A 26,279-nucleotide genomic window follows, 5' to 3' on the forward strand; every position below is an offset into this window, starting at 1 on the left:
GACCATATGTCAGCATCCGAATTTTTAACTGTTCAAAAAGACGACCAGGTGGCCCGGATCACGTTGAACCGGCCCAAACACAATGTACTCAACATCCCCATGATGAATGACCTGAACGCGGAACTCGAAGCCATTGCCGCCGATGACACCCTTAAATGCCTGGTGATCAACGGTGAAGGCCCCAGTTTCTGTGCCGGCGTGGAAGTGGGTGACCACAAGCCCGAGCAGGTGGATGAAATGGTGGCCGTGTTCAACCGGATTTTCGAGCTGATCAACATGATCGACATCCCTGTGATCGGTGCGGTCCATGGTGCCTGCCTGGGCGGCGGCATGGAACTGGCCATTGCCTGCGACATCATCATTGCCAGCAAAAACGCCAAATTCGGCCAGCCCGAAATCAAGCTGGGCTTTTTCCCGCCTTACGCGGCCCTGCGCCTGCCCGAACTGGTGGGCCCGGCCAAGGCCATTGAGGTGCTCACCACGGGCAAAACCTACAAAGCCAAAGCAGCCCGGAAAATGGGATTTGTCAGCCAGGTGGCGGACGACGATGAGTTCAAGGAGGCCGTGGAGGCTTATATTAAAGAAATCTGCATGGCATCGCCGCTGATCATCCGGCTCAACAAACGGGCCGTGAAACGCCATTTAGGCACCAGTTTCTCCCAGGGCGTGGACCTGGTGTCCAACTATTTCCTCAAAACCATGATGAAAACCGAAGATACTTTGGAAGGCATCGCCAGTTTCGAGGAAAAACGCCGGGCTGAGTGGAAAAACTGCTGACGTCCGGTATCGCCTTTGTTTTTTTTGAATCATCTTCACTTCATTCAGCGGCAGGGAAACCCATGTTTCCCTGCCGCTGTTTTTTTACCCCCCGCTTTTTTCCGCCCATGGTTAAAACACCCTTATAAAATCACAAAAAAAGGTGTGTCATGATCTATATCATTTTTGCTGCCGTGCCTCTTCTGGCAGGGCTGCTGTATGCGTCCAGACAGGAATCCATAATTGGTGAGCTGCTCACCAAACCGCTGCTGTCCGTGCTGTTCATTGTCACGGCAGTGATCCAGCCGCATACGGATACCCCCTATTATCCCCTGGTCCTGACCGGCCTGATCCTGTGCCTGATCGGCGATGTCTGCCTGATTTTTATTTTAAGCCGAAAAGTGTTTACCGCCGGCCTGGGCGCGTTTCTGGCCGGCCATATCATGTATGTGGCCGCGTTTGTGACCCTGGGTGTTACCGGGCCCCTGGTATGGACGGCCGGCCTCATCTGCCTGGGCCTGAGTGCCTGTGTCTTTTTATGGCTGCGTCCCCACCTGGGGGACATGCGCATTCCCGTGACCGCCTACATCGTCATCATCACGGCCATGGTCATTTGTGCTGCCGCTTTCATGAACAACCCCGGTCTGGATCCCAAAGCCCGTGCCTTAGTCTTTGGCGGGGCCCTGCTGTTTTATGTGTCCGACATCTTCGTGGCCCGCCAGCGATTTGTCACAAAAGCGTTTGTCAACCGATCCGCCGGCCTGCCCCTGTATTATGCGGGCCAGTTCATGATCGCTTTTTCCACGGGCCTGGTCTGACACAGGAACACGACCCATGATTTATGATAAAGACCATTTGCAGATGTCCATGATCCAGAGCCTTGCAGCCCTGGAAGGCTGTACCGTCCTGGAGATCGGGTGCGGGGAGGGCCGGCTGTCCATGATGCTGGCCCGCGACACCCGGCGCTATATTGCCATCGACCCGGACAGGGAAGCTGTCGCCAAAGCGCTGCAGCAGTCTGGTAATGCCCAGTTTTTCATCGGTTCCGGGGAAAATATGCCCCTTGGGGATTCGTCATTTGACAGGGTCATTTTTATCCTTTCGCTGCATCACCAGAACAGCCGGCAGGCATTGTTGGAAGCCCACCGGGTGTTGGCCCCGGGCGGCCGGGTGATCATTCTGGAGCCTTCGGCCAAGGGTGAATTTCAGCAGTTTTTTCACCTGTTCGATGACGAAACCGCCGCCCTGACATCTGCCGCGCACGCCATCTGCCACAGTCCGTTTGACCTGATCCGACACAAAGACTTTGCAGTGCCTGTCGAATTTGATAACCTGGCAGACCTTTATCAGTATCCATTTGACCAATCCCCGGCCGATGACACGGGCCGCTCCAAAATTCTTGCAAAACTCCGGCAGTTCCGGGGAAACATTAAAGAAGGGCAGGCGATTCAGCTGTTTGACAGCATCCACATATTCTCTTTGAAGAAACGCCAGGTTGACAGGGCATGTATCCCCCCCGGGTAAAGGGATTCATCGGAAAAAAACAATCTGGCCGCCCCAACATATTTGCCTGCAAATCTGTACCTGAGTCATCTGTTGATCTCAAAATTTTGGTGTTCCTTTATGGTCAACCATTGGATAATCTCGACTGTTATCGATGGATGGAATTCCCCTACAAAACATTTTGGCTTTAATTGTAGCACCCTGGCCTTTTAATAATAGTCTACTACCCTGATACTGGCATTGGGAGAATTCCATTTTTCACATAGTCCTCAGTGAGAGATATTAAAGATACCCATCCAAATCAAAACATTTTTTTATCATGATTTGTTGCAATTATGCAGCGGGTTTGATTATGTTGTGAGATTTTATTCAAAAAAGATTATCAAATCTTTATTTTTATTCGTATAATTCAAGGTCAAAATCATAAAAAAGCCTGGAGCGCCAACTCCAGGCTTTGACTGTGAACTTCCGCAGATAGCCGGAAAGCCCACACAAACTATTTTCTTTCTACACCATCTTCCGTCTGTCTGCAAGGCCGGAGAACTTGCATGGGAGCAAGTAAAAAATAATCTCAAAAACGATTTCTTTTTCGAAACATCAATCGTTGAAAATACATGGAAAGAAATAACTCGATTACAGCAATTAATTACTGAACAAGTGAGCCTTGCAAAAAAAATTGAAAACAGTGTATTAGATGAATTTTCCCAAAGCATAAATAGGCTTAAAAAAGAATTGTGGGAAAGCATTTCGAATGACTATCCGATGGCTGATCGCCAGAAGATCCTCAAAATATAAATGATATCATTCTAATCTTTATTAAATTTCTAAAGTTCTGGCAGGTCATAGCAAGGTAATTTGAAGAGAGGACTACTTGTAAAACAGGCCCAGTTTTTGGACGAATGACCACCCTATACTATCCCTGTAATACTGCTTTGAACCGGCATAGGAGAGGCCGTATCATTACTTTTGTGCATTAAATTTTATTTGACTTATTGTATTCGATCGATTACATATGCTGTATGTACACGGTTAAAACATTGCCCGAATTTGATAAATGGCTGAACAACTTGAAAGACCGTATTACGCGGCTTCGCCTAAGCCGCCGTCTCGATAAAGCACAGCGTGGCAACCTCGGTGATGTAAAACCAGTGGGGGAAGGCATCTTTGGAGGATTGAAACATGAAAAAACGAATTGCAGATCTGCCGGATTTTGATATGGCCGAGCAGCTTAAAAGCGAAGAAGACATTGCTGCTTACATCACCATGGTGATTGAAGACGGTGATGCCGCCGAGCTGGCCCACGCGCTGGGAGTAGCTGCCAAGGCTCGTGGTATGAGCGAAGTTGCCAAATCGACAGGAATAACCCGTGAAGCCTTGTATAAAGCGCTTAAACCGAATGCCAAACCTCGATTTGACACTATTAATAAGGTGTGTGCAGCCCTTGGCGTTCGTTTGGTAGCTCAGCCTGCCAACACTCATTGAGCTGCGATGCACCTGCAAATTCCGATTAGTTTCAATCAGTCTTTCCGTATTTCCCTTCAATACAAGGGCTATGCCGACACTTGGGAGAAGAATCAGGGTCAGTGTTGCAGTCTCCCGGTTCCGACAGAATCACGGTGTCCATAACCCGGTTAGGCCATGGACCATAAAAATTTGATCCCGATAAGTATTAAAACGACTCCCAGCAATCGTTTAACACTCTGGGGCTTCATTTTTTTCTGCATCACCCTGGTGCCCAGATAGCCCCCGGTCCAGGCAGCCAGCCCCGCATAAACAAGAATTTTAACGGACACCGATCCCATGGCCGCGTAGGTGACAAATGCCGAAAACGATGAAAAAGGGACTGAAAAAGCCGTCACCATGGCCACTTTTTTGGGATTGAATCCCTGGACCACCATCAGGGGAGAAATGATACCGCCGCCACCCACACCCAGAAGCCCCGAAACAAATCCGGCCAGCAGACCGACACCCAGAGGGCCTGCAACGGGACGGTCTTCCCTGTATTGGTCTTTATATTTTGCGCCCTTGAAAAAAATCATCATGATACCGGAAAAAAACAAAAACCCGATGAAAACAAAAAGCAGGGTTCGTGTGGGCAGAAAATGGCCGGCCCAGGCGCCCACTGGCGCCATTACTATAGACGAAACAATGATGGGCACCCCCAGTTTCACGTCCAGCGTCTTTTGCCTGAAATTGGACCAGGTTGCTCCGAGCATGCTCACGCAGTTGACAAAGAGCCCCGTGGTGCGTGCCAGGTTAAAAGGGACACCGATCCAGGATAAGGCAGGAATAAGGACAACTGCTGAACCCACGCCCCCCAGGGCGAAAATAAAACTCAGGCCGAATGAAAGAAAAACAATGATCAGAATATGGGATTCCATCTCTAACAGTCCTTTACGACAGGAGAAATGCCGACAGGCAGATCTTTTTTCTGCACTGCCGGCATGGAAATTTTACTACATTTTAGCCAAAGGGCCGGGTTTAAAGGCCAAAGCCATATCTTCACAAGGCGCTGTCAGTCCCTTCACTTCCTCATACCCATTGGCCAGAAGGTAAGTATAGGCCATCGCTCCCCTGAATACTGAAGAACAGAAGGCGATGACACATTTGTCCTTAGGGACTTCGTTCAAGCGGTCCGGCATCTCATTCAAGGGAATATGCAGAGCAAAGGGAAAAGACTGGTATTTCACTTCCTCGTGTGTCCGGACATCTAAAAACACAAAATGATCGTTGTTCAGCACTTTGCGCATTCCGTCGATGCTCATGCCGTGTTCTCCTGAACCGAAGAACTGAAAATCCATTTCCTTGAATACCTGATTCAACTCATCCATTTTACGAAACTCCTTAATTTGCATTTTTTATTTTATTCTTTTTTGACGATACCGTGCCGATCAATTTTAGGAAGGATTCTTTTCCATTCTGTTAATTATTGCCGGACGGGTTACCGTATGATGTGGGTCCGTCCTCATATCCCACGGCTTTGAGCCACCACGCCGGATAAAAAACAGGCTGGGCAATCTGATCTTCGGTATTGATGTACCCGTCATTGTACTTGACATACAAATGCGTTGAAAGATCCCACCAGGCCTCAAAAATCTCGTCTGCATTCCCTTTGGTATACTGACTGAGCAAGGCTTTGGCCTTTTCCTTTTTTCCATCTTCCAGCAGGTTCACCGCCTTTGCCTCCACACCCTGCTGCGAACCAAAGGCCCTGGACTCGAACCGGTTCTGTTCAGCCCTGATATCCTGAATCATATACTCATACTTGAGCATGGCATAATTGGCCACATAATTGAAAGCCGTCCACATGCTGTTGCGATCAAAGGTCAGAACGTCCATGGTCTGTACTGAATCAGGAAGACCCTGTCCTGCCGGATAAAACGGCATCAACACGGACGTGGCCGGACGATCGGCCCCGTACCAGACCACGCCGCCCACCAGGTCCGGCAGCCAGCGCCTGGATTGATTCACATAGGCATAAGCACACCGGTAAATATTCAGGGGACGTTCAAAATCGCCTTCCAGATCAGACAGGCTGCCCTCCTTGTTCATGGTGCTTTCGGCCCCGCCTTCAAACCGGTTGGGGTTTCCAAACGGTCCGGCCGCCAGCCCTTTTGTCAGATCAAACTCAGTGCCTTCGTAATTGTCCCTGTGAATGGCAAAGACATCCTGAGGGGTCAGTTTTTGGTCAGGTGTGACTGCAAAAGGATACGCCCGGGTAAAAGGGCCGTCCACCCAGGCCAAAAGGTTCAGGGAAGGTGCCGCCAGTGACTGGGCCCGCCAGACCCGGCGCAACGAATAATAGGGGTGATGAAATTCCCCGTCCCCGTACACTTCGGCCCAATCCAGAAGACCTTTCTCAGGCTGCCACCAGCCCTTGGTGCGCGCCACATCAAAGATGTTTGCGGAATAAATCATATCCTTGTCATCCTTTCGGATGTCCCTGATCCGGAACTGGTTGGCCGCCACAAAGAAACCGTCATCCGGCACTCTTTGCGCAACCCAGACCCCGTCTGTGCCGTTCATGTCATATCCGGCCATTTCAAAGACCCAGCCCTCTTGCGGATCAGCCACCAGCAGGGTTTCTCCGGTGCCGTAATACCCATATGTATCTATCAGTTCACCCATCAGCTTCACGGCTTCCCGGGCTGTCCTGGAACGCTCCAGAGCCACTCTGGAAAGTTCCGAGGAATAAAAAATGCGTTTCCCCGGTTCCGGCATGGGATGGACTTTGGCCTTGTCCGTACACTCCCCGATGGAAACCTGGTGCTCGTTCATGATCCCGTAGTTGGCATCGATATAGGCATATGTATGTGCCACCTGAGGAATATAGCCCAGAGGAACGCTGGGCGTCTCGTTGTTTACGCGGTACCCCGGGCCACGGGTATCCGTGACCAGGCGGTGCGTCTGGGACCCGCCCCATTGAGGCAGATACCCCATGGCTGCGTTGTCATAAAATACCGGCCTGAGCGAACCTTCGGGATGATCCATGGCCGGCACGTACACGACCCGGGCATCTCCCATGCCGTCATCCGTGTGGGACACCATCACCGAGCCGTCGGCTGACGCATCCCTGCCCGTAATGGTCGTGGTGCAGTTATATGCCGGGGATGAAACCCCAAGCACCATAATAATGGTTGTTAAAAATATCATGTTCTTCACTGCAACCCCCTTGTGGTTAAAAAATTTTTCAAAATAAAGTCAACTTGTTAACGACTCTTTTTCAGGCACTTTTGCCAGGACCCGGGTACTGATCCAGGCCAGGACCAGATAAAACAGGCTCAAGCCCCACATGCATAACCACTCGTTCATGACATGGCTGAACGACGCGCCCATCTGGGCCATTCGAAGGCCGCCTGAAATCCCACAGGTGCTGGGCAGCAGCATGGAAACCGCCCTGATCCAGTGGGGCATGGTTTCCACGGGCCATGAAAATCCGGAAACCAGAACGGCAATCATTGAACTCCAGACAATCATGATGATGGATGATTCCCTGCTTTTGAAAAAGGTGGCCAGAAACTGCCCCAACAGGACCACGGACAGCAGGAACGGAAGCAGGAACACAAACATGTCAAGGAATCCGGCCCGCAAAGGAAAATCCCAGATCTGGTACACGACCGCGTAAAAGAAATAGATATGGACCAGGTACAGGGCCATGCAGGCAATGGTTCGACCCAGGATTCTGACCAGGGGGCCTCCCTGGAGCGGGATCACGGCCTTTTTTTCCTGCCGGTGTTCCCGGCGCGTGCCGGAAAGCATACCGATGCCGATGAGCATGGTCTGCTGGAGGAGCAGGAGCAGAACCGCCGGGACAATATAGGTGGCATAGCCCATATGGGAATTGAACAGAGACCGGCTGATCAGATTGAGGGGAGACCGGTCTGTCAGGGCTTTTTCATTGGACCAACCTCCAGCCTTGAAACGGCTCACTTCGATCCCGGCCGACAGGGTCCGGACCGTTGTGACAAGTCCGGTCATGGCCTGCCGGTAAACCAGGAAATAGGTGGCATCCACATAGGCGGACACCGTTGTTTTCCGGCCCTGCAGCACCTCTTTTTCAAATCCGTCCGGTATGACCAGTATGCCGCTGGATCTGCCTGCCTGAATTTTCCGGCGGGCCGCCTCCATGTCCGGGTCCCGGGAAACCACCCGTAACAATTCCGACGCATCGGTCATTCTCACCAGCTGCCGGCTCAACGCTGAACGATCATAGTCAACAATGGACAGCGGCACCTGTTTCAACACCTCACTGGAATAGGGCAAAGGATATACAAACGAGTAGAATACAACGGCACCGACCATGATGATCAATACCCCGGGGTCCCTGAATATAGCGTTCAGTTCCGCAAAGATATTGCAAAACAGGTGTCTGATCATGCTTTTCCCCAGTAACGGCTGTCCGTCATGTGGCGTTTGAAAAAAGGAATCAGACAATAGCCTGCGCCAACGAATCCAAGCATGATCAACAGATCAGGGACAGACAGGGATATCGGGGCCTGGCGCAGGGTTTGTTCCTGGAACAGGTGCAGGTAATGGGTTAAAGGAAGCAGACTGCTCCAGGCTTTGCCCAGGGCCGGCATCCCCTCCACCGGAAAAGTGATGCCCACAAACGCGAATGCCGTGCCGGAAAAAAAAGACGCCGCACTCAGGGCCATGCGCAGGCTGGGAAAAAGATATACCAGGACCAGTGCGCATGCCATATAGGCCAGGATCAGGATCAGGGTACCGGCCATCAAAACGGCACAAGATCCCCGCAAAGGCACGCCAAAACCCGGAAATATGACTGCCAGCATGATCAGCCCCACCAGGCTGAAACACAGAAAATAGACGGCCAGCTTACCCGTGATCGCCCACCAGACACTTCCCCCGGCCGTCTTGAGCCAGTGTTCTGCGGTCCGGTTTTTAAATTCGCTGCCTAAAGCCATCACCGTAACCATCAGGACAAAAATCTGCAGAAAAGTGGGACAAAGGGCCGCCGAAAGAAAGTACATGTAGTTGAGCTGGGGATTGAACAGGACATGGCGGTCGATTCGTACGGGATCTAAAAGGTCCATTGCCTTTTCCGGCATGGCACCGCCCTGCATCCGGGAACGGATATTCAGGCCGGCGGACAGGGTGGAAACCGTTGCCTGGAGGCTGCTTGAAACCATGCTTCCCGGAAGCAGCATCTGGGTGTTGATGAAACCGGTGACATCCCCGCCTTTTCCTTCCAGGATGTCTTTTTCCAGGGCCTTAGGGATGTGCAGCCAGGCATAGACGGCGCCCTCCAGCATCAGGTTCTTTGCCTCAACAGGATCAGCTGCCTGAAAAGCGACCCGGATCTCGGGGGATGCGTCGACGGCCCTGATCAGGGAACGGGACAGTTTTGAGTGATCCAGATCCACCACAGCCACGGGAAGTTCACGGGGATAGGGCTCGGAAAACAGGCCCCAGATCAGGATGAACGAAAGCAAAGGAAACACGAACATGGCCAAAGGATATCGGGCGTGCTGCCGGATATGCGAGAATTCCCGGGCAAATACGGCCAGAAATCCGGTTCGGCCCTCATTTGCGGGCATCGGGAAGGTCCTTTCGGGAAACCAGGACGCTCATGCCCGGCCGCAGCCCGATGATAAGGTCCAGGGGCCTGGCCCTGAGTTCGAACGTCTTAAGATCGAATCCACCGGATGCGCTGGTGGCTCTCCAGGTGGCATAATCACCCAGCGGGGCAATATAGCTTATCTTTACTTCAAACGTTTTGTCGCCCAGGGCGGGGACAAACACTGGAAACACCCGGCCCATTTCCATGCCTGCCAGGTGATCTTCCCTGATATTAAAGGTGATCCAGATATCATCCAGGTCCAGGATGGTGACCACGGGGTAGCCGGCATTGACCACCTCCCCGGGATCAGCCAGCAAATGGATCACTTCCCCGCTCAAAGGGGTTTTCAAGCGGGTTTCATCCAGATAGGTTTCCACTTCCGTCACGGCTCCCCGGGCCTGGTCAACCATGGCAGAAGCGGCCTGGCGGTCTTCCTTTCTGGTTCCTTCCAGCGCCATGTCATACTGGGAACGGGCCGCAGCAGCTGCGGCTTCAGCGGCTTTCCACCTGGCTTCGGCCTCATCCTGCCGCTGTCCCGGAACAATGCCGTCCGCATACAGGCGGTTGATGCGCCGGTATGTCTTTTCAGCCAGTTCCGCAGCTTCCCGGGCCTGTATCCACAGATTCATGGCCGCGTCCACTTCCTGGCTCCGGGCCCCGGCGTCTGCCTTGTCCTTTTGGGCGGAAGCGGCTTTTCGGGCCGAGGAAGCCTGGGTGAGCCTGGCTGTGATTTCCGGGCTGTCCAGCCGCAGAAGGCTGGTTCCCTTTTGGACGTACTCCCCTTCTTTCACAAACACGTCAGAAACCCGCCCGGCGATTTTGACCGCCAGGTTGACCTGGGTGGCATCGACCTCCCCCTGTATGTATTGAATTTCGGGTTCCTGCAGGTACAGGGTCAGGCCCCAGACGATACCGATCAAGACAAGAAGACCGATCAGCGGCTCCAATATTGTCCGCATGCGTTTCAATGTTCCACCTCCATCATGTTTCCTGCCAGGTACTGGGGGAATTTTGTTCCACGGCCGCATGCTTCCAGGAGCCGGGCCAATGCAACGTCAAAATTGTAAGCAGCCAGCAGTCTTTCCACCCGGGTTTCAGACAATGAGAGCTGTGCGTCGACCACATCCAGTGATGTGGCCAGGCCTTCTTCAAAAGAACGATTTCTGGCGCGGATATTTTCTTTTGCAAGATCCACGGAAGACTGCAGGGAATCATACTGCTCACTGGCTTTCATCATTTCCTGGTAGCGGGAAGACACCAGGGTTTCCAGGTCTCTGGCCAGTTTGCGCTGCATCAACTCCGCCTGGTTCTCTATGTTTCGGGCGGCCGCGATCTTGCCGGCCCTGGCCCCCCCGTCAAAAAGGGTGACATTGACCCCGGCACCGATGGACCAGGCCGGGTCCAGAACTGTCAAATCATTTTCGTAAAGTTCCCGGGTACCGAAAAGATATACGGTTGGATACCGTTCAGATCTGGCGGCCTTCAGGTTTTCCCCGGCCCTGTCTCTCACGGCCTCGATGCGGGCGATGGCGGGATGGTGATCCCGGGCCTGCCTGATAAAAGCGGCTTCCGGGTCAACGGACGGCAAAAGAAACAACGGAGAAACCGGGATGACGGGATTTTTTGCAGCCAGAATGTTGGCAAGCGCTATTTTTGCCAGATCCAGGTCCCGGAGCGATGCCTTGCGTTCCCTTTCCGCCCGGGCCTGGGCCACCTGGGCATGAAGCACCTCGGTTCTGGCAATAAATCCTTCTTCCTGCAGCCGCCGGGCCTGAAACACATGCTGATCCAGGGCATCCACGACCTCCCGGCGGATCTGATACACCTGATCGGCCAGCCGGACGGCATAATAAAATTTAACCAGTTCCGAGGTGAGCGTGTCTCTGGTCTGGTCCAGTTTTGCCGCTGATTCCCGCACCCCGGCATCCGCAGCGCGCTGGGCCGCTGAAATCTTTCCCCCCGTGTACACCGGCCAGGTGACGTTCAGCTGTGACTTGAAAAAGGTGTCTTCCTGAACCGTTTCGTGAAACAAGGGAACCGCGGCTGAAGGGACGGCCGGATGCAACGCCAGAATCACGTCCCTGATGGGATTCAGATCCAGGTCAATGACGTCATTGATCCGGACAAACTGGCCGCTGAGGGTTACTTCGGGAAAATTCAATCCCCGGGTGGCTTTTGCCTCGTATTCCTTTTGTTCCACCTCGGAAGCCGCGCTTAAAACGGACTCATTCCGGGAAACCATCATGTCCAGGGCCTGGGAAAAGGTCAGGGATTCCCCGGAAAATGCCGGGGTGGATACCTGACCCAGAAGAAAAAAACCCATAAGCGCAACGACTTGCCAGGCTTTTTGGGCAGCAAAAATGCCCCCTCCGGCGGTATGGTCTTGTTTTCTGTCTATCATTGAAACTACATTCTCCAGATGATTCTAAATTGTTCAGTATACGTATTTTCTTTGGTGTTTCAACTTTTTTTACCGAAAAAACGGTTCCACTTGCTGGATCCGGCATTGAAAAGGAGTCTCAATGATATATCCGATTATGACGGCGGCACCCTGTCAATGACACGGGTGTGCAGCCCCAGGTCCGAAAAAAAATTCACACCATCACCACCCCGACGTCAGCCATTTTTTCGATCGCCGTTCCGGTGGTGTCCGGGGCCACGCCCCGGCACAGGTTCCGGATGAGTCTGACCCCATACCCGAGGGACCGGGCGTCCATGGCCGTTGCCCGGGCGCAGTAATCCGTGGTCAGCCCGAACATGATCAGATCAGTGATGCCATGGGTTTTGAGCAAAGCGTCCAGACCCGTGTCATGATTCCCGTCATCAAAAAAACCGGAATAGGAATCATATCTGGGATCCATGCCCTTTTTCACGATCGCCTCAAGCAGGCCGTTGTCCACCAGCACTTCGGCGTTCGGGGTGTTCTGGATGCAGTGGGGAGGCCACAGGATCTGATCGGTACCGTTCAGGTCGATGACATCAAAGGGAACATGGCCTTTATGCATGGTCACAAAAGAGATATGATCGGCCGGATGCCAGTCCTGGGTGGCAAACACGGGAAAGCCTAAGGATTTCAGCCGCCTTGTTTCCGCGGTCACCTGATCCAGGTAGGCCTGGTCCGTGCCTTCAACGGCCAGGCTGCCATTCATCAGTTGGGTAAAATCGCCCTGGACATCTACCACCAGGACGGCTGTGTTTTCTTCTTTTCTGTCTATCATGGGAAAACATCTCCTTGTTGCGCTGTTGTCATATCATAACCATAGGGGTTCCCTTCCCTGATTTCAACCGGGAAAATCAAATCATCCTGATCACGGGGCGCTTTCTGCCGGTGATGCGCTGATAGGTTTCTTTGGGATAGCCTAACGCCACAGCGGCATGGATGGTTTCCGATGCCGGGATTCCCAGTTTTTTCTGGATGGACCGGTCTGCGGTCATGGGTGCCACCACATACCCGATCAGGCAGGTGCCAAGCCCCATGGTGTGGGCCCCCAGCAGGATATTGCCGGCCGCCAGCAGGGCATCTTCTTTGGGGCAGGAAGCCCCGGGGGATGACCCGATAAGAATGATTGCGGGCGCACCATGGAAGAGCCGGTCCCGGTTTTGCGTCTCCATCTGAAGGATGGCCGTTTTAACGGATTCATAATAGTTTCGGTAATAGTGGTCCAGGGTTTTGGCGCCCACCAGGGCCAGGGCTTTCCGCAGCAGCCCATTTTCCGCTTTTTTGTTCAGGCGTTTGAAAAAATCCTTAATCGCGTTTCCCAGGACCAGAACTTGGGATCTGGATGTCAGGCAGGTAAAAGTCCAGGCCTGGGAGTTGGTGCCGGACGGGGCGAAGACAGCCAGCCGGATCAGGTCCTGAAGCGTTTCTTTTTCCACGGGCGTTTGTTTGTAGTGCCGGCAGGACCGCCTGGAGCAGATGAGCCGGGCCAGGTCTGATGTGGGGATCCCCGTGCCCGGGGCCAGCCAGGCCGGGTCCAGGTCAAAGGCAAAAAACCGGTTCTGGCTGGGATCCAGTGCCGGGATATGGATGGCACTTTCCGGGCAGGCCGCCATGCAGTGGCCGCAGACCAGGCATTTTGCCGCGTCCGTGTCCGGGGCGGCATGGGCCGTGCGGTTTTCCAGGGAAATGATGTCTGAGGGGCAGACACGGACACAAGTTCCGCACCCCGTGCACCGGTCCGGGTCGATGTTCACAAAAGCAGATGTTAAACTCATGGATATCCTTTTTTCAGGGTGAAACCTACCATTTTTTATCAGAATCATATAATAAAAGACCATTCATGAAAACAACACAAGCGCATATGTTGCAAAAAGGAGGCGGTATGAAGAAAATCGGTCTGTTTCACCTGATCCTGATGCTGGTGCTGATGATATCCACCACGGCCCCGGCTGCCAACCCGTTTGCCATCAAGCTGGGGGTGGTGACCAAGCCGGGCGCGGCCCAGAACATCATGGCGGAAAAGTTCAAAAAACGGGTGGAAGCCCGGTCAGACGGGGCGTACACCGTCAAAATATTTCATTCCGCGTCCATCGGCAATGAAACGGAAATCCTTCAGCAGATCCAGATGGGCACCATCCACATGGGGGTGATCACGGGCGGGCCGTTTGACACCTTTGATCCCATTGTCCGGGTGATCAACTATCCGTTTCTGTTCAAAGACCATGACCAGGCCGACCGGATCCTGGACGGGCCTTTGGGGGACGAAATCCTGAAAAGCCTGGAGACTTCCGGGTTCAAGGGGCTGTGCTTTTCGGAAAACGGGTTCCGGAACCTCACCAACAGCAAGCGGGCCGTGACCGGGCCGGACCAGGTCAAAGGCCTGAAGATCCGGGTGATGTCTTCGGCCCTTCACAAGGCGATCTGGCAGGCGCTGGGCGCCAATCCCACACCCATGCCCTGGCCCATCTACACGGAACTGGAACAGGGCGTGATCGACGGCCAGGAAAACCCTCTGTGGGTGATGGAAGTATACAAATTCTATGAAATCCAGAAATTTATGACCCTGACCCGGCACGTGTATTCCCCGCACATCAATGTGGCCTCGCTGAACTGGTTCAACGGCCTGCCGGCAGCGGACCAGACATTGATAACAGAAGCGGCCGTGGAGGCGGCCCGGTTCCAGCGCAAAGACAACCGGGAAAAAAACGCGGCCCGGCTGGCCCTGGTCCGGGAAAAAGGCATGCAGGTGGCGGATGATCCGGATGTGGATGCCTTTCGGAAGCGGGTGGCCGGGCTCAAGGATCTGGACCTGTATCAGGCCCCCCGGGTTCAGGATTTGCTGATCCGGATGCTGGAGGCCGTCAAATAAAACAGATCCCCGCATATATCCCAGAGATCAGCCAAAAACTGAACCATTGGGTCAAAGGGCTGGTGTGCGTCATGGGCATGGTCATGGCCCTGGTGGTGGCTCTCCAGGTGGTATCCCGGTATATGTTCAATCATTCTTTGTTCTGGTCCGAGGAACTGGCCCGGTTTCTGCTGATCTGGCTGTCGTTTTTGGGCGCGACCGTGGCCTATTGTCACGGGGTCCATCCCGGGGTGGACAGCCTGGTGCGGCGGCTGCCGGCGATATGGAAAACCGGGGCCGCCCTGGCAGCGTATCTGGCCGGGGCCGTGCTGTTTACCGTGATGGTGGTCAGCGGCACCCAGTTCGCCTGGTTTGTCCGGCTTCAGATCTTTCCGGCCACAGGGATTTCCAAATGGATCATCATGGCCGTGGTCCCGGCAAGCGGGGCCATTTTCCTGGTGCACTGCCTGGCCGGAATATGCCGGGTGTTTGACACGGAGATGAATGAAAAAACGGAGCAGACCGGATGACCACGGAACTGCTGATCCTGACCCTGTTTTTTCTGTTTATGATCAACACCCCCATTGCCATTGCCATCGGCACGGCATCCCTGGCCGCCATTGCCGTGCAGGGAGACTTTTCATTGATGATGGTGGTCCAGCGCATGGTGGCGGGCACAGACTCGTTTCATCTCATGGCCGTGCCGCTGTTCATGTATGCCGGCACACTCATGGAAAAAGGCGGGATTTCCCAGCGGCTCATCGATTTTGCCAATGCCTTGACCGGATGGCTGCCCGGCGGGCTGGCCGCCGTGTCCATTGTGTCGGCCATGTTTTTTGCCGGGATTTCCGGATCTGCGGCCGCCGACACGGCCGCCGTGGGGGCCGTGCTGATCCCGGCCATGAAGCGGTCCGGGTATCCGTCTGATTTTTCCGCCGCCGTCCAGGCCTCGGGCGGGTCCCTCGGGGTGGTGATTCCGCCGTCCATTCCCATGATCATTTTCGGGTTTCTCACAGGCGCCAGCATCTCCCGGCTGTTTGCTGCGGGCATTCTGCCGGGCCTGCTTATCGGCGTGTCCCTGATCACGGTATCCACCCTGGTGGCAAAGAAAAACGGGTATGCGCCGGGGGCCGTTTTTTCCGTGCGGCAGATCATTGTCTCTTTCAAGCGGGCGTTTCTGGCTTTAGGGGCACCCATAATCATCCTGGGCGGAATCCTGTCCGGCATTTTCACGGCCACGGAATCCGCAGCTGTGGCCGTGGTCTATGCCCTGGGGGTGTCCATGACCGTGTACCGGCAGATCGGGATCAAAGACCTGGTCCCCATTTTCACCCAGGCCTCCATCACCGCATCCGTGGTGATGTTCATCATTGCCACGGCATCCGTGTTTTCCTGGATCGCGGCCATGGAAGATATCCCGGCGGCCCTGGCCGGCACGCTTTTGACCTGGACGGACAACCCCGTGCTGCTGCTCATGATGGTGAACCTGGTGCTCCTGGCGGCTGGGGTGTTTGTGGAAACCACGGCGGCCCTGATCCTGCTGGTGCCCATGATCACGGCCATGCTCCCGGCCCTGGGGATCGACCTGATCCAGCTGGGGGTCATCGTGGTGGCCAACCTGGCCATCGGCATGCTCACCCCGCCCATGGGCATCTGCCTGATCGTGTCCGCCTCCATTTCCGGGGACCGCATCAGCGCCGTGAGCCGCCGGGTGGTGCCGTTTCTCATCGTGCTGGTGGTGGACCTGGCCCTGATCTGTTTTTATCCGCCCCTGACCCTGTGGCTGTCCGGCCTGGTGGGGAGCAATTGAAAAAAGGAATCCTTCCCAAAGTAGGTTGCACGATCCATGTAATGGGTTATACCCAAAACCGTTCATCCTGACATTCGTTTTCCATTGAGAAAGCAGTGAGATACGGCCAGGGCGGAAAAACGAAACAGGTATTCAATGAGTTCCGGAACGGAAATGCTTTGATTGAATCCGCCCAGGTGGGGGCCGGTGCTCAGCAAAATATCCGTCTGTCCTTTCGGGGGTATGATTTTGACCCCCCTTTGATATAAAAACTGGTGATATTGTTCCTCTGCCATCCGGTTTTGATCCTGGATCCGCAGCACTTCCTCCATGTGCTCATCATATCCCATGGTCTGAATCAATGCACGGGTGAGCCGGGGGATAGTCTGCAAGAGCTCTTGGGGCAGGCCCGTTTTGCACAGTCCTTTAAAATAATTCTCGCTCACGTCTGCGATCATGGATTCAAACGCTGCCCCGTCAAACAGATCCCGTGTGTCTTCAGGGGTTGCGTCCGGAGTCAGACCTCTGCGGTCCGGGGCCTTGTTTCTGAAAACACTACCGATCACCAGGATGAAGCTCAAGAGATGTTCGCCAATGTAATGGCGCAGTCCGGCCCCGGTATCAATTTGTTCGATGTGTTCGAAATCCCTGGGGCCGGAACGGGCAAAGTTGGGATATTGACAGGAATCCAGCCACTGGTCCAGACGGCCGGCATGTTCCCACAAATACGCCCCCTGATCGTTGCGCCGCCGCTGCTGGACCCGGTTATGAAACAAGGGAATCAACGCCGTATGGACGATGCCCTTCACGGTCATCTGGCCCAGGATCCGGGCATTTTTGATGAACACATCTCGGGTCCATGACATGGGTTGGAGACATCCCGGATCGTTGGGGTACTCATAATAGCCGGGGCAGGGCGAAAACGCAATGCAGTGCTGCTTGTACAGGAAAGAAGGGGTGTCACCGGGCAGATCAGAGGTGATGGTAAACACCCGGTGCCCTTTGTATTCAATCGGCACGGGCGTATCAAAACCGCCGGCAGCCATATCTCCCCCGGAGCTCTGCAGTCGGGTGAGCCAGGCCGCCTCCCGGGCCAGGTCCGTGATATTGTCGGCGCTGGTGGCAAATTTCAGCACAACACAGGCGGTGCCGGATGTGTTGATGATCAGGCTCCGACCCTGCCATCGGGTCTGCTTCAACTCTGCCGCAGACCCGGGCACAAGCCCGTTCAGATCTACCGGCAGAACAGACAAAGGATCCATGACCCAAGGATCGGATGCCGCCGGTTCCCATGGCAGCTCTCCTAAGGCCTGGTTCACGGCCCGCAGGCGTTTTCCGTGAGAGGTATACAAAATATCGTTGAGTGCCTGAATGATGCTTTTTGACAACGGTTCTTTAACCCGGGCGGCAAGCCGGATCAAGGCTTCGGCAGCTTCATGAAACAGAAAATACGACTGCTTCTGTTTTTCAAACCGGGGGGACCGGATGAGGCCGGTCAATGTGTTCACCGTGTCGGCGCCGATGGTGTCCGGGTATTTGTCCATGTGGCCGGCCACATATTTGACCGCCATGTAAGCGCCTGAAAAATCTTTGATCCCGCGGTTGATCAGGGCCTGGGTGCGGCACAACTCCGTCTGTTCGTGACAATCATCGATTGGACGTGTCTGCAAACAATCTGCCACCGATTCATGCAGTGGTAGCTTGCAGAGGGATAATTTCATTCTCAATTTTTGTCATATTTTGTTTGGCAATTTTGAGGTCATAACTGATTTGCAGGTTCATCCAGAATTGTGGGGTGGTGTTGAAATATCTAGCTAACCTGAGAGCCGTATCAATGCTAACCCCTCTCTTTTGTCTTATCACATCATTGATTCTAGGTGCTGATACGCGCAAGGCAACAGCCAGCGCATTAGCACTCATATTTAATGGTTCTAAATACTCTTCTTTGATTATTTCTCCAGGATGGATTGCTCGCATATTATTCATAATTTGTTCCTCCTAATGGTAGTCTGTTATCTCTACATCGTAAGGCTCATCAGACCATGCAAAGCATACACGCCACTGTTTATTGATTCTTATGCTGTACTGCCCTTGTCTGTCTCCCCCAAGTTTTTCAAATCGATTACCGGGTGGAGATCGTAAATCAAGCAGTTCATCTGCACTGTCAAGCATTTGGAGCCTACGTTCTGCTATCGCCTGAAAAGCTCTGAATTGCTTTGGGCTTTTTCCTTCGTAAAGAGATTTTGTACGCTTGCATTTAAAATTTTTTATCATAATTAAAGATATAACGGCTTACATTAAATGTCAAACATTGTATTTTGAGGAAGAGAACGATTGCCTCACCTGCCGGAAGGGGAATATAGGGGATGTAGCGCATCCATTGCGCGCAGCACATTATTTTTTAACAATTTTACCGAGCTGGAAATTACAGAGGGGATAAATCGGCATTTATGAGATTTGGCAATGCTGCCAAATCTCATAAATGATAATGAATCGTTTTTTGATCCAGCCTCTCCTAAACCGAATCGGCCCTGACTGTCACCTGAGCTGACAGGTTAGGCCTCCATGTAGTATGCTTTGGCAATGTTGGTGATCCGGACAATAAAGTCCGTCTTCGCCTTTGTGTATGCGACCCGATCATTGGCATGGGTATTGGACAATTTCCGTTTGAGATTGCCATAATCCTTTGCCACGTGCGGATGTTCAATGAGGTAGTCCCGAAAGAGCAGCCGATCCCAAAGCTCGAAATGTGCTTCGACCATGTGAATATGGTGGGTTCTGTTTCCGCCTGCATCCCGTTTGATGAACCATGCATAGAAGGGCGGCGTGTCGTCGCCCCACATTGGCCGCCAAAAGAAGTCGTATCCCTTTGGCTCGAGTATCGGGGGAACCTTTTGCCTGGTTTCATCCAGTGAGGTTACCTCGACCAGCATATCGACAATAGGCTTTGCCGCCAGACCAGGAACCGCTGTACTGCCGAAGTGCTCAATACGTTTGACCCGCGTTTTGGGCAGACAGGACAGAAGGTGAGCCTTCTCTTCCTTAAACAGCTCAGGCCAACGAGGATCGTATGGAACGACGGCAACATCTTCCTTCACAACCCGGGCAACCTTTTCTTCAAGTGTTTCCATCTCTTATTTCATTACGCCCAACGACAAGTTCACTGGTTGCACGAGCTTCCCGAAAACTTATTCGTGATATTAAAGGTTGTTTATCCAAAGCTTTTCAAAGCGACTTAAATCCCTGCAATCCAGTGAAACGCCAGGTTCGCTTTCAATTTTAATATTCATCTTGTCATTCTAAATTCCGAAATAAGGCCGAACTTATCAGGGAAAAATGCATCGTTTTTTGTTAAGGCTTGAAAATACTTCATGGTAGCTCTAAAATGCTTATGCTTTTCCGACCCTGGTGTAGAATTCTCTGCCAAGGTTTCAAAAATACCTTTCAAACGATGAGCATCCGACTCGTTGCACCAAATAAGGGAGTCAGTTTGGCCCCAATGCAAAATATAAAAGTTGGCTTTCTTTTGAAGAAATTCGGATGCATTATCAGAAATAAAGCATAAAACTCCAGGCCCGGAAGAACCCTCTAATTTATATGCCGATACTAGGGCTTTCCCATGAATTCTTGCATAAGTAAAATTACTTAATCGTTTAAAACGAGCATCAGTATTGGAATCATCGACCCAATGGATTTCATCGAAACTAATTGCTCCACGCACAAATACATGGTCAGCACACCACTGAGAATAGCAAAATGAAATGGCAGAAATAAAATCCTCATGATTATTTTTGTGCGCTGAAATCATTACGCAATCTGAAAATGCTGCAAACCGAACAGATGGGATTAATTGCGCCGCAATACCAACAGGATTAACAAAATCTAAAGCATGCAGGTCTCCAAATTCTCCAGATTCAATAAGTGCTTTTGTCCCTAAAATATCAAGAAATGCGAATAATGATTTCTCAGCCATAGTTTGTGTTACCTTTTTAAAAGCGAACGCCAAGTTAACCGGCAGGCAAAGTGTGGGTGCTTTTGTACGATAATTTGCGAAGCAAATGCATAAAAGGAGCCGCGCTTTGACTGTCAGCGGAGCCGAAGGCGTAGCGATGGTTGAACTTTTTGTTAAGCGCTACCATTTGTTTGCCCACGCGGGAATGTAGTTACAGTAAGACCAATAAACGCCAAAAACTAACACACAAATTACCTGAATAGATTTGCCTAATAACCACCAAAGAACGAATGAACCACCTGAAAGCATGATGCAGGATAAATAATTAAGAACTAAAACAATAAATGAACAGGTAATAACTTGGCCAAATGGGATTCTCGGTGCAGCTAATTTTAGAGCAAGAGGGAACAGGGCTATAACAATGATGGGCCACCATTCAAAGATTGATTGATATTCAAAATCCAACACAAATACCGAAAATCCCAATATCGATACGGCTACTAGCGTATAAAGTTGAATGAAAATTGGCCGGTAAGGTATATGCGGCTGATTCATAGTTCTCCTTCCGCTTAACGGGCTGTTCAGGGGCGGCGAGACACAAGTCGTCCACTGCAACAGCAAGGTTATGCCATTAAATCCTTTGCTCGTTGCTCTAACAAAGCAGTACGACTTGCAATAAAGTCATTATAGTTTAGTGACTCGAAGGTACCTGGGATGAGTGCTTTTTGCAAATATTTATTTTTTCTATCAGAATCAATTTTTGCCCCGTAAACTGATGGGGCGGCGTCTTTGATAGAGTTGTTATCAGCCCGTGTGAGAAAACAAATGTTTGATAGAGTATTTATTTCGTTTCGAGCAAACCCCTCTCTCTCAAGATGTTTTTTAGGAAAAATATGATGGTATTCATGTTTACTTGCTTTTTTCAGTACTTTATTCAGGTCAATCGTAGCTCCACTAAGAAGTGAAAGAGGCGTAAGGCTGTTTAATAATAAAATATGAGTCTTGGAATTAGCATTGCCTGCAGAAAAGTTCGATTTGGCAAAATCAAACTTTATTTCGTTTTTAGGCAGTTTAAAGTCATAATTTTCATCATTTTTTAAGCCAAGCATGTTTGCAATATCTGTTGCTTGTCTTTCATTAACGCCGGCAGAGAATCTTCTTGTAAATAGCGATCTCCAAAACCATTTAAGTATTATGTCCTTTTGTTTTGAAGAATATGATATCCCTTCAGTTTTATTTGTAGCGAAAAAAGCACTCAATGGCACAAGCAAGCCAGGAAAGGGTATCATCTTATAATGCTTGATATTGGCTTCCCTTTTAAGAAAATCTAAAGCTCCTAAAATACCTTTTTCTATCTCATTAAAGCGACTTCGGATCTCTTCACCTTGTAACTCCAAAATTTTTTTTTGAAGTGGTCCCCATGTCAAGACCGATTTGAACATTTTTTAAGCTACATTTCTGAGCCATTTGTGTTGTAGGATTTCCATCCTTTTTTATCGTTTGCAGCCTCCTTTCAATCATGCATTTTAAAAACCATTGGAATTTACAACCTAAAAATGCCCCTACTGATGACAAGAAACAGTATGGGGGGGGCATACTGAGAATTAAAAACTTTTCCCCCAAGCGAAAAATCAATCCTTCTGATCCTCACAATATTTAAAACCTGCCTTTTTCAAAATATCTTCCAGAATGATTCCAGGCTCTCCTTTTGCCTTTAATTGGTCAAGCATCCACCTTTGGATACGAACATTCACATGAACCCGCTTGAGATGCGGGGGTAACTTTTGTTTTGGTTTTCCTCTATATCCTCCACGGTTACTCTGCATTTCATTACCTCATATTTATTTTTGCAAGCTCTAAAAGTCTTGTCAATCGGATACTTTAGAAAAGTGTGTTACGCTTTACAAAAAAAATACTCCTTTTCAGTTAAAAAATACCGCCTTTTTTAATAATGTTGTCTTGATATTTTTCCCTACAGTGGTATTGTCACGCCACCATCCCGGAGGATAGGGCAACTGCTGGGAAGCACCCCGAGCGTCGTGGCTGGTGACTGAAGCATGGGGCAGCGCCGGCAAATGCCAGCCTGCCCTACATGCTTTGGTCCACAATGCGTTAAATCCCGGGGGTTTGGGGGCTGGCCCCCATTATAATCAGGCTAAAACTCCTTTTTTTAAAGGCTCACAGTAGCGCACGCTTTAGGGTAAGATGCTCTTGGTACACCGTATTTCAGCGACTGATGAAGCCTTTCATTGTTATAGAAGTTCATATAGGCTTTCAAAGACCTGTAGGCATCATTCATTGTCTGATAGTCTTTCAAATAGACATCCTCATATTTGACAGCACGCCATAACCGCTCTACAAAGACATTATCAAGTGCCCGGCCTTTAGAATCCATGCTGATTAGGATGTTTCGTTTTTCCAAAACCGTTAAAAAATTGATTGCGGTATATTGGCTGCCCTGGTCAGTGTTGAAGATTTCGGGTTGTGAAATCACCAAAGATTCCTCCAGGGCCTCAACACAGAATGAATTTTCAAGGGTGTTGCTCAGTCTCCATGACAAAACGTATCTGCTGTACCAGTCCATGACTGCCGTTAAATACACAAAGCCATTTCCGATTTTAATATACGTGATATCAGTAGACCATACCTGGTCAGGCCTTTCTATTCTGACTTCCCGCAATAAATATGGATAAATTTTATGTGTTTTGTCCCTCCTTGATAGTTGGGGTTTAGGGTAAATGGCCTCTATTCTCATCAGCTGCATCAACCGCCGAACACGTTTCCGGTTCACATTATAACCGAGTGTGTTCAAATAGGCCACCAGCCTTCGGTTGCCATAGAAAGGTGTCTTGGTATGCTGGCGGTCAATCAGATCCATCAGGCAAAGCGTGTATGGATCTATCGGCTTCGGTGTATAATAAAGCGCTCCTTTTGAAACTTCCAGCAGCTCACACTGCCTGTTAATACTGAGTTTCTGGTGATTTTTGTCAATTAATTGCCGTCGTTCAGGAATTGATTGTATCAACCTTTTTTTTTAACCAGTCATTTTCAACTTTGAGCTGACCGATCTGCTGATACAATTGATTTACCAGGTCTTTTTCGTCATTTTTCTTCCGTTGTTTATGATTGGTAAAAACTTCCGGCAGCCCCTCCAAGGCTTCCTTCTTCCACCTGGTGAGCAATGAACGGTGAATTTCAAATTTTCTGGCTAATTCTGCCACAGTTTCCTGTTCCCGTATCATTGCCAAGGCAACTTTGGTTTTAAATTTTCCGCTGTAACTTTTTTTCATGGACCTCCTTTTTTCGAGTCAATTTGAACCTGGTTTAACACCAGAAATGTCTCTATGCAAGTGGTTCAAATTTTGGGGACCATTATATTTGGAGTTGTTTCTCCTGTGATAATTCCAGCACAAATCCTTAGCTGAAGGTCACGGTCATTGCATAGTTCATCGAAGCCATGATCAATAATTTTTTCTTGCAACTCATCGAATTTGTCTACTAAATCGAATTGATCTGACCAACTCCAAGCTGCGAGCAATTCAAAAATATTAAGCTCTGTTCCTGCCCTATTAATTCTCTCAAAAACAATAGCAACTTTATTTCTGTCATCTGTTTCAAATGTTTCATTTGGAATAAGATAAGATTTGAATTTATCTTGAAGAGCATCGATTTTAACAACTAAACCTTCAGGTAGGGAGTTTGTTGCTTTTCTGTATTCAACTGAATCAAAAAGTGTTTTAACAGGAAAATGTCTTGTAAGATCAACTTCAGAATCATCAAGTGCTAAAAAGAGTGATTCTTGCACATTTTCTTGAGATGTCATATCGAAATATATATCGATCCATTCATTGGATGTTGGCGCCAATTCGGTTTGGAATACACTAAACAAACAGGTAAGGCGTTGTTGGCCATCAAGAACATAATTTACAGGATAATCTTTTTGGGGCTCTGGAAGATTAAAGAAACCAAGTTTTTTTTCTGAATTTAATCGATTATCTGTTTTCCATAGAATTATCGTCCCAATCGGAAATTCTTTGTAAATACTGTCTAAAAGGAATGAAACTTGGTCTGGTTCCCACACAAAATCTCGTTGAAATGCTGGTATTCGAATGTCACCACTCGATATTCTTTCAATTAGCTTTTTGATTGAAATTGGATCACTCATATTTTTATTTCCTTTTTGTGAGAGGCACAACTGGCTGGTCAGGGGCGGCGCGCTTTTTGCCGTCCCTTGCACCAGCGAGGTTATGGCATTAGAGATTCATTCTATTTCCTACTTCTCAAATACAAATAATACCGTCTATACAGCAAATAATTAATGCGATAGAGTTTTTTAAATGCTTCAATACCGTTTTTCAACAGGTCTTCCCAAGGTGTTGAAATAGGCCAACTTATTTCCAAACTGCCGAGGTCAATAGAACCACCGGAACTTTCCAAAAGAATATAATTGCGAATTACATTGAAAATATTACTTTTGCTTTTACCTGTATGCTTTAAAATTTCTTTCGCTTCAAGAGATGAGGGGATTGCGCTTTCCTGAAATTTAAAATCGCCCAGTGCTTCCAAATCGAGAAAAAGCTGCCAAAAAAAATCGTCCATACTTTTGAGATACCAAGGGTATTGAATAAAGGTTTCTATAAAGAAACTGTTTCGATAAATGCCAAAACTAAATTCTACCCCCATTTTTTCAGAAGTAATAGAGGAATTCTGCCCCATCATTATAAGTCGATATTGCGGATCCGAGAATTTATCTTTTGTTCCGCTAAATTCTGCAAATGTAGTTAGAGCAACAGATAAAACATTATTAAGTTGAATCAAGATGCTTTGGTATTCCTCTTCGGAAAATTCATTTTCATCCGAGTATTCAGCCTCTAAGAACATAGAAACCAAATGATCCCATTCGGTGAACTCTTCAGATAATGTTTTTATTCTATTTTGAATTTTATTCATCAAAGTTCCTGATAATTTTCTGTCATAATTATAAGGTATGGGCCGGGCGGTTCAAACTGACTCACTTATTATAAGCGAGAAAGACTGAAGAACATCCGGGCATAAAAAAAGCCCGGTCACTCTTGACCGCCTTGTTAAAAGCCGATTTTTACGGCTATTTATCCACCTTCATTTTATATAACTTCTTATTATTACATGATAATTTTGATCTAATTTTGCTATTTATCGGATTTGGCAACATTGCCATTTCCGATAAATAGTAATTAATTCAGCCCGTATTTTTATTTCTGATACTGCCATTTGGTAAAATTGCTCATATTGGCATTTTTACCAAACACCAGAAATGATGCCTTTTTTCTCATCCATTTTCAGCTTTTAACACCGCTAATCAGCCGCGCGCTTTTTTGCGTCGGCTGCATTAGCATTGTTGGTCACAATTTGTATTTGTGCTTTGCCTCCAGACATCATCCATCGTATCACTTTAACCCATGGAGACCAAGACCTCATTTGAGGAGCTATTCCAAGTGATGCCTGAGCAGTGGATAGAGCATCTTCTATCAATGCATCGTGCAGAGGTCTAATTACAAGGGGCCAAGTCAATAATGCAGAACCCTTCAATTTTATTTCTATCGTATGTCGCAGCAAAACAGAATGATGTGTACTGTTTACAACATCGAATTTATGAAATCCGTTGAATCCCTTTGGACTTGTGAAGCAAAATCTGATGGACTGTCCTGGTTTGTATGACTCAACGAAATATCCAATCGGGCCATGTCCGCCCTTTGCTCCAACACCGAGCTGACGGTCGAATTTCATTCGAGGCCAGCATTGGCTTGGCCATAGAAGGTCATGTTCTGAAGAAAGAGAATCAATCAGCTTCGCCACTTGTTCATAATCAGCTTCGAATTCGCGTTCGTGAATATTAAGATCTTTCATTACAACCTCTCATTTCGTGATGCC

28 protein-coding genes are annotated in these 26,279 nt (G+C 49.7%); 7 read left to right on the top strand and 21 right to left on the bottom strand.

Annotated elements, in window-relative coordinates:
- Positions 1–6: 6 nt before the first annotated feature.
- The 4 genes from DPO_RS13800 to DPO_RS13815 all read left to right on the top strand — a co-directional run bounded on the left by DPO_RS13800 (position 7) and on the right by DPO_RS13815 (position 3,741).
- Positions 7–777, top strand: a complete 771-nt coding sequence (locus DPO_RS13800) for an enoyl-CoA hydratase/isomerase family protein (RefSeq protein ID WP_006966627.1) — start codon at positions 7–9, stop codon at positions 775–777.
- A 149-nt stretch (positions 778–926) separates the two neighbouring features.
- Positions 927–1,574, top strand: a complete 648-nt coding sequence (locus DPO_RS13805) for a lysoplasmalogenase (RefSeq protein ID WP_006966628.1) — start codon at positions 927–929, stop codon at positions 1,572–1,574.
- Between the two features lie 16 nt (positions 1,575–1,590).
- Positions 1,591–2,280 (top strand): class I SAM-dependent methyltransferase, encoded by a 690-nt coding sequence (locus tag DPO_RS24010; protein WP_006966629.1) that lies wholly within the window; start codon positions 1,591–1,593, stop codon positions 2,278–2,280.
- 1,158 nt (positions 2,281–3,438) lie between these two features.
- On the top strand, positions 3,439–3,741 hold the full coding sequence (locus DPO_RS13815; protein ID WP_006966630.1) for an addiction module antidote protein: 303 nt from the start codon (positions 3,439–3,441) through the stop codon (positions 3,739–3,741).
- A 149-nt stretch (positions 3,742–3,890) separates the two neighbouring features.
- On the opposite strand, the gene DPO_RS13820 is transcribed toward DPO_RS13815, so the two are convergent.
- The 9 genes from DPO_RS13820 to DPO_RS13860 form a co-directional block, all read right to left on the bottom strand.
- Complete coding sequence (locus tag DPO_RS13820) at positions 3,891–4,640, bottom strand: sulfite exporter TauE/SafE family protein (RefSeq protein ID WP_006966631.1); 750 nt, start codon at positions 4,638–4,640, stop codon at positions 3,891–3,893.
- 75 nt (positions 4,641–4,715) lie between these two features.
- Entirely contained in the window at positions 4,716–5,090 is a 375-nt protein-coding gene (locus tag DPO_RS13825) for a rhodanese-like domain-containing protein (RefSeq protein ID WP_006966632.1), read from the bottom strand.
- Between the two features lie 91 nt (positions 5,091–5,181).
- Complete coding sequence (locus DPO_RS13830) at positions 5,182–6,912, bottom strand: dipeptidase (protein WP_006966633.1); 1,731 nt, start codon at positions 6,910–6,912, stop codon at positions 5,182–5,184.
- 48 nt (positions 6,913–6,960) lie between these two features.
- On the bottom strand, positions 6,961–8,136 hold the full coding sequence (locus tag DPO_RS13835; protein ID WP_006966634.1) for an ABC transporter permease: 1,176 nt from the start codon (positions 8,134–8,136) through the stop codon (positions 6,961–6,963).
- Positions 8,133–9,317 (bottom strand): ABC transporter permease, encoded by a 1,185-nt coding sequence (locus DPO_RS13840; RefSeq protein ID WP_006966635.1) that lies wholly within the window; start codon positions 9,315–9,317, stop codon positions 8,133–8,135. Before DPO_RS13840 ends, DPO_RS13835 begins: the two co-directional genes overlap by 4 nt.
- The gene (locus tag DPO_RS13845; protein WP_006966636.1) at positions 9,304–10,299 is read right to left on the bottom strand and encodes an HlyD family secretion protein; all 996 of its coding nucleotides are present in this window, start codon (positions 10,297–10,299) and stop codon (positions 9,304–9,306) included. The genes DPO_RS13840 and DPO_RS13845 overlap by 14 nt, the downstream gene beginning before the upstream one ends.
- Before the next feature lie 5 nt (positions 10,300–10,304).
- Entirely contained in the window at positions 10,305–11,741 is a 1,437-nt protein-coding gene (locus DPO_RS13850) for a TolC family protein (protein ID WP_006966637.1), read from the bottom strand.
- A gap of 193 nt (positions 11,742–11,934) precedes the next feature.
- Complete coding sequence (locus DPO_RS13855) at positions 11,935–12,558, bottom strand: isochorismatase family protein (protein WP_006966638.1); 624 nt, start codon at positions 12,556–12,558, stop codon at positions 11,935–11,937.
- Between the two features lie 76 nt (positions 12,559–12,634).
- The gene (locus DPO_RS13860; RefSeq protein WP_006966639.1) at positions 12,635–13,555 is read right to left on the bottom strand and encodes a nitroreductase family protein; all 921 of its coding nucleotides are present in this window, start codon (positions 13,553–13,555) and stop codon (positions 12,635–12,637) included.
- A gap of 107 nt (positions 13,556–13,662) precedes the next feature.
- Between DPO_RS13860 and DPO_RS13865 the strand changes: the two genes are divergently transcribed.
- The 3 genes from DPO_RS13865 to DPO_RS13875 all read left to right on the top strand — a co-directional run bounded on the left by DPO_RS13865 (position 13,663) and on the right by DPO_RS13875 (position 16,438).
- Positions 13,663–14,649, top strand: a complete 987-nt coding sequence (locus tag DPO_RS13865) for a TRAP transporter substrate-binding protein (RefSeq protein ID WP_006966640.1) — start codon at positions 13,663–13,665, stop codon at positions 14,647–14,649.
- A 71-nt stretch (positions 14,650–14,720) separates the two neighbouring features.
- Entirely contained in the window at positions 14,721–15,158 is a 438-nt protein-coding gene (locus DPO_RS13870) for a TRAP transporter small permease (protein WP_006966641.1), read from the top strand.
- Positions 15,155–16,438, top strand: a complete 1,284-nt coding sequence (locus DPO_RS13875; RefSeq protein ID WP_006966642.1) for a TRAP transporter large permease — start codon at positions 15,155–15,157, stop codon at positions 16,436–16,438. The genes DPO_RS13870 and DPO_RS13875 overlap by 4 nt, the downstream gene beginning before the upstream one ends.
- Positions 16,439–16,500: 62 nt before the next feature.
- Here the strand turns inward: DPO_RS13875 and DPO_RS13880 are convergent, their stop codons facing one another.
- The 12 genes from DPO_RS13880 to DPO_RS13935 all read right to left on the bottom strand — a co-directional run bounded on the left by DPO_RS13880 (position 16,501) and on the right by DPO_RS13935 (position 26,255).
- A complete protein-coding gene (locus DPO_RS13880; RefSeq protein ID WP_160166920.1) occupies positions 16,501–18,087 on the bottom strand; it encodes a SidJ-related pseudokinase in 1,587 nt (528 codons plus the stop codon).
- 16 nt (positions 18,088–18,103) lie between these two features.
- On the bottom strand, positions 18,104–18,403 hold the full coding sequence (locus tag DPO_RS13885) for a HigA family addiction module antitoxin (RefSeq protein ID WP_006966644.1): 300 nt from the start codon (positions 18,401–18,403) through the stop codon (positions 18,104–18,106).
- A gap of 12 nt (positions 18,404–18,415) precedes the next feature.
- The gene (locus tag DPO_RS24625) at positions 18,416–18,691 is read right to left on the bottom strand and encodes a type II toxin-antitoxin system RelE/ParE family toxin (protein WP_006966645.1); all 276 of its coding nucleotides are present in this window, start codon (positions 18,689–18,691) and stop codon (positions 18,416–18,418) included.
- A gap of 281 nt (positions 18,692–18,972) precedes the next feature.
- Positions 18,973–19,548, bottom strand: a complete 576-nt coding sequence (locus tag DPO_RS13890) for a GrpB family protein (protein ID WP_006966646.1) — start codon at positions 19,546–19,548, stop codon at positions 18,973–18,975.
- Positions 19,549–19,703: 155 nt separating this feature from the next.
- A complete protein-coding gene (locus DPO_RS13895) occupies positions 19,704–20,390 on the bottom strand; it encodes a hypothetical protein (RefSeq protein ID WP_006966647.1) in 687 nt (228 codons plus the stop codon).
- Positions 20,391–20,549: 159 nt separating this feature from the next.
- Positions 20,550–20,924 carry a hypothetical protein gene (locus tag DPO_RS13900; protein ID WP_040011933.1) on the bottom strand — a complete coding sequence of 125 codons (375 nt, stop codon included), beginning with the start codon at positions 20,922–20,924 and terminating at the stop codon, positions 20,550–20,552.
- 68 nt (positions 20,925–20,992) lie between these two features.
- Complete coding sequence (locus DPO_RS13905; protein WP_006966648.1) at positions 20,993–21,811, bottom strand: hypothetical protein; 819 nt, start codon at positions 21,809–21,811, stop codon at positions 20,993–20,995.
- Between the two features lie 189 nt (positions 21,812–22,000).
- A complete protein-coding gene (locus DPO_RS13910; protein WP_006964083.1) occupies positions 22,001–22,195 on the bottom strand; it encodes a hypothetical protein in 195 nt (64 codons plus the stop codon).
- Between the two features lie 344 nt (positions 22,196–22,539).
- Positions 22,540–23,659, bottom strand: a protein-coding gene (locus tag DPO_RS24630; protein ID WP_407637398.1) for an IS3 family transposase whose coding sequence is annotated in 2 segments (ribosomal slippage) — positions 22,540–23,383 and positions 23,382–23,659 — 1,122 coding nt in all. Because the reading frame shifts where the segments join, the coding sequence is not laid out codon by codon here.
- A gap of 65 nt (positions 23,660–23,724) precedes the next feature.
- Positions 23,725–24,534: a DUF262 domain-containing protein gene (locus DPO_RS13925; protein ID WP_006966649.1), complete on the bottom strand. Its 810-nt coding sequence runs from the start codon at positions 24,532–24,534 to the stop codon at positions 23,725–23,727.
- A 101-nt stretch (positions 24,535–24,635) separates the two neighbouring features.
- A complete protein-coding gene (locus DPO_RS13930; RefSeq protein ID WP_006966650.1) occupies positions 24,636–25,319 on the bottom strand; it encodes a hypothetical protein in 684 nt (227 codons plus the stop codon).
- 384 nt (positions 25,320–25,703) lie between these two features.
- A complete protein-coding gene (locus tag DPO_RS13935) occupies positions 25,704–26,255 on the bottom strand; it encodes a hypothetical protein (RefSeq protein WP_006966651.1) in 552 nt (183 codons plus the stop codon).
- Between the last annotated feature and the right edge of the window lie 24 nt (positions 26,256–26,279).

It is taken from the genome of Desulfotignum phosphitoxidans DSM 13687, from assembly GCF_000350545.1.
GTDB classification, from domain to species: Bacteria; Desulfobacterota; Desulfobacteria; order Desulfobacterales; family Desulfobacteraceae; genus Desulfotignum; species Desulfotignum phosphitoxidans.

Bases quoted from the DNA above. Each gene is read 5' to 3' on its own strand.
- DPO_RS13890 (WP_006966646.1), bottom strand. From the start codon at position 19,548: ATGGAAACACTTGAAGAAAAGGTTGCCCGGGTTGTGAAGGAAGATGTT.
- DPO_RS13805 (WP_006966628.1), top strand. From the start codon at position 927: ATGATCTATATCATTTTTGCTGCCGTGCCTCTTCTGGCAGGGCTGCTG.
- DPO_RS13800 (WP_006966627.1), top strand. From the start codon at position 7: ATGTCAGCATCCGAATTTTTAACTGTTCAAAAAGACGACCAGGTGGCC.
- DPO_RS13930 (WP_006966650.1), bottom strand. From the start codon at position 25,319: ATGAATAAAATTCAAAATAGAATAAAAACATTATCTGAAGAGTTCACC.
- DPO_RS13935 (WP_006966651.1), bottom strand. From the start codon at position 26,255: ATGAAAGATCTTAATATTCACGAACGCGAATTCGAAGCTGATTATGAA.
- DPO_RS24010 (WP_006966629.1), top strand. From the start codon at position 1,591: ATGATTTATGATAAAGACCATTTGCAGATGTCCATGATCCAGAGCCTT.
- DPO_RS13855 (WP_006966638.1), bottom strand. From the start codon at position 12,558: ATGATAGACAGAAAAGAAGAAAACACAGCCGTCCTGGTGGTAGATGTC.
- DPO_RS13850 (WP_006966637.1), bottom strand. From the start codon at position 11,741: ATGATAGACAGAAAACAAGACCATACCGCCGGAGGGGGCATTTTTGCT.
- DPO_RS13895 (WP_006966647.1), bottom strand. From the start codon at position 20,390: ATGGCTGAGAAATCATTATTCGCATTTCTTGATATTTTAGGGACAAAA.
- DPO_RS13815 (WP_006966630.1), top strand. From the start codon at position 3,439: ATGAAAAAACGAATTGCAGATCTGCCGGATTTTGATATGGCCGAGCAG.
- DPO_RS13900 (WP_040011933.1), bottom strand. From the start codon at position 20,924: ATGAATCAGCCGCATATACCTTACCGGCCAATTTTCATTCAACTTTAT.
- DPO_RS13825 (WP_006966632.1), bottom strand. From the start codon at position 5,090: ATGGATGAGTTGAATCAGGTATTCAAGGAAATGGATTTTCAGTTCTTC.
- DPO_RS24625 (WP_006966645.1), bottom strand. From the start codon at position 18,691: ATGATAAAAAATTTTAAATGCAAGCGTACAAAATCTCTTTACGAAGGA.
- DPO_RS13860 (WP_006966639.1), bottom strand. From the start codon at position 13,555: ATGAGTTTAACATCTGCTTTTGTGAACATCGACCCGGACCGGTGCACG.
- DPO_RS13925 (WP_006966649.1), bottom strand. From the start codon at position 24,534: ATGAGTGATCCAATTTCAATCAAAAAGCTAATTGAAAGAATATCGAGT.
- DPO_RS13845 (WP_006966636.1), bottom strand. From the start codon at position 10,299: ATGCGGACAATATTGGAGCCGCTGATCGGTCTTCTTGTCTTGATCGGT.
- DPO_RS13840 (WP_006966635.1), bottom strand. From the start codon at position 9,317: ATGCCCGCAAATGAGGGCCGAACCGGATTTCTGGCCGTATTTGCCCGG.
- DPO_RS13875 (WP_006966642.1), top strand. From the start codon at position 15,155: ATGACCACGGAACTGCTGATCCTGACCCTGTTTTTTCTGTTTATGATC.
- DPO_RS13870 (WP_006966641.1), top strand. From the start codon at position 14,721: ATGGGCATGGTCATGGCCCTGGTGGTGGCTCTCCAGGTGGTATCCCGG.
- DPO_RS13830 (WP_006966633.1), bottom strand. From the start codon at position 6,912: ATGATATTTTTAACAACCATTATTATGGTGCTTGGGGTTTCATCCCCG.
- DPO_RS13905 (WP_006966648.1), bottom strand. From the start codon at position 21,811: ATGTTCAAATCGGTCTTGACATGGGGACCACTTCAAAAAAAAATTTTG.
- DPO_RS13835 (WP_006966634.1), bottom strand. From the start codon at position 8,136: ATGATCAGACACCTGTTTTGCAATATCTTTGCGGAACTGAACGCTATA.
- DPO_RS13910 (WP_006964083.1), bottom strand. From the start codon at position 22,195: ATGCAGAGTAACCGTGGAGGATATAGAGGAAAACCAAAACAAAAGTTA.
- DPO_RS13885 (WP_006966644.1), bottom strand. From the start codon at position 18,403: ATGAATAATATGCGAGCAATCCATCCTGGAGAAATAATCAAAGAAGAG.
- DPO_RS13865 (WP_006966640.1), top strand. From the start codon at position 13,663: ATGAAGAAAATCGGTCTGTTTCACCTGATCCTGATGCTGGTGCTGATG.
- DPO_RS13820 (WP_006966631.1), bottom strand. From the start codon at position 4,640: ATGGAATCCCATATTCTGATCATTGTTTTTCTTTCATTCGGCCTGAGT.